This window comes from Neisseria weixii, from assembly GCF_042658245.1.
GTDB lineage: Bacteria > Pseudomonadota > Gammaproteobacteria > Burkholderiales > Neisseriaceae > Neisseria > Neisseria weixii.
In genome coordinates, this window is the sequence record NZ_JBHSPY010000050.1 from 1 (window position 1) to 8,442 (window position 8,442).

At 46.0% G+C, this 8,442-nt stretch carries 8 protein-coding genes; 3 read left to right on the top strand and 5 right to left on the bottom strand.

Annotated elements, in window-relative coordinates; genetic code table 11:
• Window positions 1-139: 139 nt before the first annotated feature.
• The 5 genes from ACFPVS_RS13150 to gluQRS all read right to left on the bottom strand — a co-directional run bounded on the left by ACFPVS_RS13150 (window position 140) and on the right by gluQRS (window position 5,041).
• Complete coding sequence (locus ACFPVS_RS13150; protein ID WP_096296038.1) at window positions 140-601, bottom strand: outer membrane protein assembly factor BamE; 462 nt, start codon at window positions 599-601, stop codon at window positions 140-142.
• Between the two features lie 55 nt (window positions 602-656).
• A complete protein-coding gene (locus ACFPVS_RS13155; RefSeq protein WP_232507459.1) occupies window positions 657-1,904 on the bottom strand; it encodes a YadA family autotransporter adhesin in 1,248 nt (415 codons plus the stop codon).
• Between the two features lie 470 nt (window positions 1,905-2,374).
• A complete protein-coding gene (locus ACFPVS_RS13160) occupies window positions 2,375-3,040 on the bottom strand; it encodes a histidine phosphatase family protein (RefSeq protein WP_096296037.1) in 666 nt (221 codons plus the stop codon).
• Window positions 3,041-3,138: 98 nt separating this feature from the next.
• Window positions 3,139-3,870: a LytR/AlgR family response regulator transcription factor gene (locus ACFPVS_RS13165; protein ID WP_096296036.1), complete on the bottom strand. Its 732-nt coding sequence runs from the start codon at window positions 3,868-3,870 to the stop codon at window positions 3,139-3,141.
• Window positions 3,871-4,153: 283 nt separating this feature from the next.
• The gene (gene gluQRS, locus ACFPVS_RS13170; RefSeq protein WP_378595844.1) at window positions 4,154-5,041 is read right to left on the bottom strand and encodes a tRNA glutamyl-Q(34) synthetase GluQRS; all 888 of its coding nucleotides are present in this window, start codon (window positions 5,039-5,041) and stop codon (window positions 4,154-4,156) included.
• Between the two features lie 139 nt (window positions 5,042-5,180).
• On the opposite strand from gluQRS, the gene tsaB reads away from it, so the two are divergent.
• The 3 genes from tsaB to ACFPVS_RS13185 are packed head-to-tail and all read left to right on the top strand — an operon-like array spanning window position 5,181 to window position 7,106.
• Window positions 5,181-5,858: a tRNA (adenosine(37)-N6)-threonylcarbamoyltransferase complex dimerization subunit type 1 TsaB gene (gene tsaB, locus ACFPVS_RS13175; protein WP_096296035.1), complete on the top strand. Its 678-nt coding sequence runs from the start codon at window positions 5,181-5,183 to the stop codon at window positions 5,856-5,858.
• A complete protein-coding gene (rimI, locus tag ACFPVS_RS13180; RefSeq protein ID WP_096296034.1) occupies window positions 5,855-6,295 on the top strand; it encodes a ribosomal protein S18-alanine N-acetyltransferase in 441 nt (146 codons plus the stop codon). Before tsaB ends, rimI begins: the two co-directional genes overlap by 4 nt.
• A gap of 28 nt (window positions 6,296-6,323) precedes the next feature.
• Window positions 6,324-7,106, top strand: a complete 783-nt coding sequence (locus ACFPVS_RS13185; RefSeq protein ID WP_096296033.1) for a uracil-DNA glycosylase family protein — start codon at window positions 6,324-6,326, stop codon at window positions 7,104-7,106.
• Window positions 7,107-8,442 lie beyond the last annotated feature (1,336 nt).

Here is an 8,442-nt window from a genome sequence, read left to right on the forward strand (position 1 = left end):
GGAATTATAGGTAATGATGGGATATTTGATGTTAAAAAAGCTTGCTTAGTAACCTAAGTAAGCTTTTTTGTGATGGGCAGGGTTTTGCAAAGGTCTCAGGCCGTCTGAATATTCAGACGGCCTCAATTGCTTCATCCGATTATTGACGGATACGGGCAGGGGTTTGTACCACTTCGCGGATAATCACTTCACGGACAGGCTCTTTTTCTTTAGATCCGCAACCTTCTGGATTAAAGAAGAATGATTGTGCATTTTTGTCTTTATCAAACAAAATTTTGTATTGGCATGTTTTGTGTTCGCCGTTTTCACGGTAGTTAAACAAGTAATCCCACTCGCGCACACCATACAAACCTTCTTGATGATGCGGGCGGCCAATCAGGTTGTAGATTTGGTCTTTGTTCATGCCGGCTTCGATTTGGCGCACATTGTCCCAATTCGGCCAAGAGCCGTCTTGAGTACCATTATGACGGAAAGTGGTCTTGGCAGGATCAGGCCATACCGGATTATCGGTGGTGCCTTCTTTAGTCACATTGCTCAAGTTACCGCAGGCAGCCAAAGCCAAAGCGGCGATTACAGGTAATGCAATTACTGATAATTTCATGATTTTTCCTTTATGTGTTCTGTTAACAAGCCGTCTGAAGCGACGGTCTCAGGTTTTACCATTGATAGCCTACGCTGCCGCCCCAGTTCACATCTTTCCGGGTGTTCACGCCGACACCGGCTTTGATAGACCATTTGTTGTTATCAGAATTACGCGCGTAACCGATGGCCAAGGCTTGTTGGTCACGGAAGCCGCCCACCGCCGCAGAAACCAAGCTTTTACCGGCTTCGTTAGGACGTTGAAGGAATGCCAGCGCAGTTGCACCTGCGATACCGGCACGCAAATCATCTTCCATATCGTCCATACGGTTATTAAGGTTATTGATAGCCAAAGCATTTCCATTAGAACGGCTAGCAACTTGGTACAACTGGCTACCATTAATCGCATCAGTACTGTCTGCCGTAATACGGCCTGCGGCAACGTTAGTGATCGTGCGCTCAGAACCTTCCGAGCCTACGCTTACGGTAGCAACTGGGGAAGTACCTGCAAAACCGCTGTAGGTCACACCATTAACAGTAGCCTCAGTTGTGCCAACTGCAGCCTCAGTAGTAGAAAGCGCACCCAAAGCTACTGATAAATCTTCTGTAGCAGAAGCGCCACGGCCTAAGGCAACCGAAGCACCGCCTGCAGCATTTGAACTCATACCAGAAGCCACACTGCCCAAACCAGCAGCATCGGCATTCGCGCCTGTAGCAACAGAAGAAATACCGCTAGCCTTTGCATTTGGACCAACCGCTACAGCTGCACCTGCACTTGCATTTGCCTTAGTACCCAAAGCAATCGCATTTCCGTTGGTGGCTGCCGACCCTAAACCTAAAGCTGTCGCACCAGTAGCACTTGCGTTAGCATTAACACCAACGGCTGTCGCTGAACCGCCGGTAGACAACGCTCCAGTACCCACTGCCGTCGCACCAATAGCACTTGCGCTCGACTTGGCACCCAATGAGATAGCATGGTAACCGTTTGCTTTAGCTTGCTCACCAAATGCCGTAGATGAAGTATCTGTTGACACAGCATTAGCACCAATAGCAATAGATGATCCGCCTTTAGCATTTGCGCTTGAACCAATGGCTAAGGCACTCAATCCTTCAGAAACCGTATTCACTCCGATTGCTACCGAATAATCACCAGAAACCGAGGCCGAATTATTTGTTACAGAACGAGGCTGGATATTGATATAGTTAGCCGCATCTGCTGCAGAGGCATTCGTTGAGAATACACCTGCTGCAGAGGCATTCGTTGAGAATACACCTGCTGCAAACAAAAGTGACACCAAATGCTTCATTTTAGTAGTGTGTTTCATAATTATCTCCCTGATAAAAACACTGAAAAAATACACCTAAATATATTTATTTAGAATATGCCATTGACAAATTCAGGTTTTTTTATCTAAAATAGATACTGAAAATCCCAATTTCAAAGATATATGAGGGTATATTAACTATAAAAATTAAATTAATTTAGCACAACATGCCTTCAAACTTAATTTTCATTCATTACTTATTATAGATAGTCTCCTTCAGTCATCTTTATTTTATTTTTAAATCAATAACTATATTGATTTAAAAATTATTAATTATTTACGCAATTATCCCCTAGGTGCCATCGTCACCCCCTTAACAAAAAAATTTTCTTTACTTGCCCGAAATATAACAAATATTGATGTATTGTATTAATATTAAACTAAATATTACTATTCAAATCAAATAAATCATACTATATTTTTAGATAAATTTATTAAATTAATACATTTATTCAATATGAACATTTATTTTATATAGATAAGTTCTCTCCAATCGATTCAATTTTCCATCTGCCACTCTCAAACCAAAGTCGTGAAACTGTTGCATTTTCGACACTTTTATATAAAGTTGACTGTGAATCAATGAGTTTTAATATTCCGGTAATTGCCATACCGTGCGATACAAGCAAGACTTTGCCATGAACAGGTGACTTTTGACACAAAATATCCACGCCTTGTTTTAAGCGGCCCATAAATTGGGCTTCATTTTCGGCCAAGCCTAAGGGGTCTAATTCGCTAACAGTTTCGGCCAGCATGTGATGCGTGCCGGTTCGGTAGGCTTCGAACCATGTTTCTATTGATGAGAAGCCTCGATGCTGTGCAATCAGGCCATGCACGTTTTGCACCAAGTCACCTTCAAAACCACCAAAACAATATTCACGTACTTCCTCAATCACACTCAAAGGCAAATCCGCTTGGCCTTTGGCTTCTAAAATGATTTTTGCGGTATCTGCCGCGCGGGGGCTGATGCTGCAAAATGCAGCATCAAAGTCGACCTTACCTTGTAATGCTCGCCCTAATGCGCGAGCGGCTTCTTTGCCTTCCGCCAGTAAGGGAGAATCACTCCAACCTTGCAAACGGCCGACTTTATTGAAAACGGTTTTGCCGTGACGCACCAAATATACTTCCAAAGCCATATTTTATCCTTTCATCCCGTTGCCTATTTTCAGAAGGGTTCTAGCCGTCTGAAATAAAAAAACCCTGCTTAATAAAGCAGGGTTTTATGATAAATCGTTTACGCGCCGTTTTTCAAAATTTTTCGAATAGCGGCCAGTTGACGGCGGCTGACGGCAAGCGGTTTTTCAACGTCGAGCACGCGGGCGCCCCATGTGGCATTGTTTTCATCTTCTTCATCATCCAAACGAATCAGACAATCCAAGGTATGGCGGAACACCAAGGCGTTTCGGTGAATACGGATGACTTTTTCCCCCAGCAATTCTTCCCAATACACCAAAGTTTTCGGTAGCTCGTAGCTTTGGCCGTCTCCGGTAAACAAAAATACGGTTTTGTGTTCGGCCAACAAATAGCGTACTTGCTGCCATGGGATTTCCACCATACGGTTGCGGTTGAATACTTTGAAATGGGTGAAATCGTCTGCTTTTTCCTGATATTTTTCGCTCACCCGCTCTAAAGCAGTTTGTAAGCGCGACATTTTAATCGGTTTGAGCAGATAATCCACCGCAGCCAACTCAAAGGCGCGCAAAGCATGCTCTTCATAAGCTGTGGTGAAAATCACTTCCGGCTGACGTTTGGCCACGCGTTTGATGCGTTCGACCAATTCCAAACCGGTGATTTCCGGCAAACCGATATCGGCGAATACAATGTCCGCTTCATGTACGCTCAACCAATCCAATGCAGGCTGCGCATGATGAAATATTTTCAGCAGCACAACATTGCATTCTTCTAACAAAACCCGTAAGCGCTCAGCGGCTAGCACTTCATCTTCTACAATAATAGCACTTGGCATATTCTGGCATTCTTTTTATTTTAATGGTTAACAATATTACAGACGGTCTGGCAATCAAGCCCGAAAGAATCTGAGTCTGAGTAGTAATGAAAAAATATACTTTTTTGATTACTACGATCCATGATTGAATAGCCCGGCGTAAGTCCCAACCATTCAAACCCAGTTTGGATTAACCCGCAATATTAAAGGATTTCAGTTTTAAAAACATATATTCTTCAAATTACTTACAAACTTTAATAAAAACGAAGTAACCAAAAGTCGGAATTGTCGCATATATGCCAACTCATTCGGTGCATATTGCTTGCTTCGGCACTCGGCTGATTTGCCAATGCAACACCGCCCAATCGAGCAAATCGCGCGGACGGTCGATTTGTGGCGCAGGTGGCAGATTCAGATAAGCCGAAACCTGCCGTAATAATAGTTCGGCTTGTGAGCCATCCAGCGCAGGCGCTAGCGTTTGCTTAGACCATTTCTGCCCCGATTGGTTCACCAAAAGCGGCAGATGCGCATAGCCCGGCCGACTAAACCCAAGAGAATATTGTAAAAAAATTTGTCTCGGCGTGGAAACCAGCAAATCCTGCCCACGCACAATATGGGTGATGCCCTGCTCGGCATCGTCAACCACCACCGCCAATTGATACGCCCAAAAACCATCTGCACGCAGCAGCACAAAATCGCCGATGTCACTCGCCAGATTCTGCGCATAATGCCCGACAAGCATATCGTCAAAGCCGATGATTCTGTCCGGCACACGAATACGCCACGCCGGCGGTTTGCCGTTTTCAGACGGCCTATGGTCAGCCACACGGCAGCGGCCGTTGTACACAAAACCATCCGCCCCCATACTTGCAGCGGCCTGCCAATCCTTGCGGCTGCAATAACACGGATACACCAAGCCCTTGTCTTTCAGACGGCCTAAGGCATCTTCGTATAAATGATGGCGGCGGCTTTGGTAGGCGACTTCGCCGTCCCATTCAAAACCAAAGGCTTCCAGCGTGTGCAAAATATGGTCGGCGGCACCGGCCATCTCGCGCGGCGGATCCAAATCTTCCATGCGAACCAGCCACTTGCCGTTGTGCGCGCGGGCATCAGCATACGAAGCCAACGCAGTCAGCAGTGATCCGATGTGCAACAAACCCGTCGGACTGGGGGAAAAACGTCCTACATACATAACGCGAACCGTTCCATCTGATGATTGACCAAACCACTTTCAAGCCGAATATTTCAGACAGCCTCAAGCATGTTCAAAAGCCATATTATAAGTCAAGCAATGCTATAATGCCGTCTGAAAAAACTCTAAAGCACCCACCATGCAAGCCGATTTTAACCGCCCCATATTGGCCATCGACACCAGCACTTCCTATCTTTCGCTCGCCCTGCGCCACCGCGATCAAGCCCATGTGTATCATAAAGCGGTCGGCACCAAGCAATCCGAGTTGATTTTGCCGCAGATCGGCGCATTGTTTGCTAAAGCTGGCATAGGCGCAGCCGATTTGGGAGCCATTGTGTATGCACAAGGACCGGGCGCGTTCACCGGCTTGCGTATCGGCACCGGCGTGGCGCAAGGTTTGGCGGCTCCATTTACCACGCCCTTAATCGGAATACCGTGTTTGGATGCCGTGGCCTACCAGCGCCCCAACCAAGCTTGCGTGCTGGCGGCCACCGATGCGCGCATGGGTGAAGTGTTTTACGCTTGGTTCGACACCGTCAACCACCGCCGCTTGAGCGACTACCAAGTCGGCAAAGCCGCAGAAATCACTGCGCCCGACGGCATGACGTGCTCAGACGGTATCGGTAATGCGTTTGCATTAGCCGACAAACCGCCGTTCGACGGCGAAACCGATATGCCGACCGCCGCCGATTATCTGAACTTAGCCGCTACCGGCCGCTATCCGGCCACTGATGCGGCAGAGGCGGAATTGCTGTATGTACGCAATAAAATTGCCCTGACCGCAAAAGAGCAAGCCGAACGAAAAGGCCAAGCATGATTCGCCCGGCAACTTCAGCAGATTGTGCTACTTTGGCAAAAATTGATGCGGTGAGCAACCCGTCGCCATGGTCGGTCAAACAATTTGAATCAGCCATCGAAAGCCGCACGGAAACGGTTTTAGTGAGTGAAACCAACGGCTGTCTCAGCGGCTTTATCGCGTGGCAAAGTGTGTGCGACGAATCCGAATTGCATCTGGTTGCCACCGCGCCCGACTTCCGCCGCCAAGGCATTGCCGCCGCCTTATTGGCGCAATGGTTTCAGACGGCCTCAACGCAACACATCACGCGTTTGTTTTTGGAAGTGCGTGAAAGCAATGAAGCGGCGCAAATGCTTTACCGCAAATACGGTTTTGCCGAATGCGGCCGCCGCCGAGATTATTATTCCCTGCACGATGACCGCCGCGAAGATGCGGTGCTGATGGACAAGGCCGTCTGAAACGACAGCATATTTTGAAACGATTCCTATGTTAAGCAGCCGTTATTTACATTTGCACGAAGCACTGGGATTGGGGCCGATGTGGCTCAATCAGCAAGCGGCAGTCAGGCCGTCTGAAACAATCGGCGGCAACCTGCCTTCTGCGCCTAATACCCGACCACAAGCGGCTGCGCAACCGATTGCAGAAGCCGTACGCTCGCTCTCGCCTGCCGCCCATCATGCCCGCTTGGCTGCGGCGGCGTTGGTAAACGAAAAGAAAAATGCGCCGATAGTGCCATCTGCTGCCACATCCGCGCAACTGCGCACCCATGTAGAAAACCCTGCGGCTCAAGAAAACCAAATCCCGGATGCAGACGGCTTGCCCCCCTTGCAGATTGATGTCAAACCATCTGAAATCATGGTTGTCAGCATTTGCCCTTCTACGGAAGACAGCACAGCCAACCAGCTGTTTAGTGGCAGTGTAGGCGTGTTGCTCGACAATATGCTGGCAGCGATTGACTTACAGCCGCAACAAGCACACAAAACCTGCTGGGTCAAATCCGCCCCCATCAGCAATGCCAATCCGAGCGAGGCCCAAATCGAGGCCGCCGTCGACGAATTGGCGAAAGAACTGGCGCAATCGCAAGCTAAGGCTGTGTTGTTTCTGGGGCAGATTTTTGAACACGAAAACCAGCGCACACGCATGCAAGCCGTGTGTGGCAAGCGGCCTTATTTTGTGATTCCCCATCCTGCACGGCTATTGCGCCAGACCCACTTAAAAGCGCAGGCATGGGCAGAACTGAAAAAACTCAAACGCTTATTACACGCTTAAATAACAGTCGTTTAAAATAGAAATAAGACAAATCGACATCGACCGCCGTGTACACCCAGTACATAAGGTAGCCGGCAACGTTGTATCATTTTTTATTTTAATTTATTTTAAACGACCATATAAAAAGGCCGCCTGAACATTCAGACGGCCTTTTCTATCACCAAAACGCTTGTATTTGCGTATTCTTTTGTTTATTTGTTTGCGGCGTCAGCCATGTTTTGCGCCACGTTGGTCGCGCTCACAGTCAAACCTGACATACCGATTAATGAAGCGGCGGCCAATTTGATCAATTCTTTCATGTTTGTTTCCTTTCCTAGTGTCATCCTGTCGCATGTTTGAGTGACGGCAGGGAATCTTCTTTTCTTGTTGAGTGTTGTTTGTGGGGTTTATTACGGTGAAGCGGGTACATTTTCGTTCGTATGAATGTTTAAAATATCATTATTTTTTAGCAGCACTCGCCAAATTGCGGGCAACGATGGCAGCAGAAGCAGTCACACCGGCCATGCCGATTAAAGACGCAGCAGCTAAAGTCATCAAGTGTTTCATGTAATTTATTTCCTTAATTTGATTTAAATGTGTTGTTTAACAACATTTCGTACTTCGACAAAGCAGTACAGCTTGCCGACAGAACGAATCATACCGCTTTAATTGTTAGAATTATCAATTTTTTTGTAAATAAATAATCTTAAAATAACGATTTAAGTTAAATTTTGCAATTAAATATTTATTTTTGAAAATGACACCGATGTCTGCTTTAATGACACCGATGTCTTTATTACAGCACCGTTACAAACCGGATTTTGGATGGGAATTTATACTGCTTAAATCGTTGCATTTATGTATCACTTTTTGCGATAAAAATAATTTTCTATTTAATTTCAAAAATATAATCTTATAAAAATTACAATATAAATCGTGTAATTTAGCAAAAATCAATAACATTGATTGGCTTTTGCTAAGTATATAGTTAATCCAAGTAACACAATATTCTATTTATCGGATTAAAAATGGCGCATGATATTAAATTATAAAATAAAGCATTCTGTTATTATGAACAATGGCAAAATATCAGCAGAATTGCCTAAGCTTACCCAACCTCTAGAAATACACTTTGAGACCTTTGCAAAACCCTTGTTAAACCTCACACAAAGCAACCATAATTACCAAGTAATTCCAATACTTCCCAAACACCCTAAAATCCTCTAAATTCCCTTTAAGCCGGATTTAGAGGATTTTCTACATGGGCAGCTTCTTCAAACTGCCGAAACCATGGTTGGCAAGAACCTTAACTGCTTTCGCTTACTCAAAGTTCAGCTCATTACCGGCCGGCAACCCA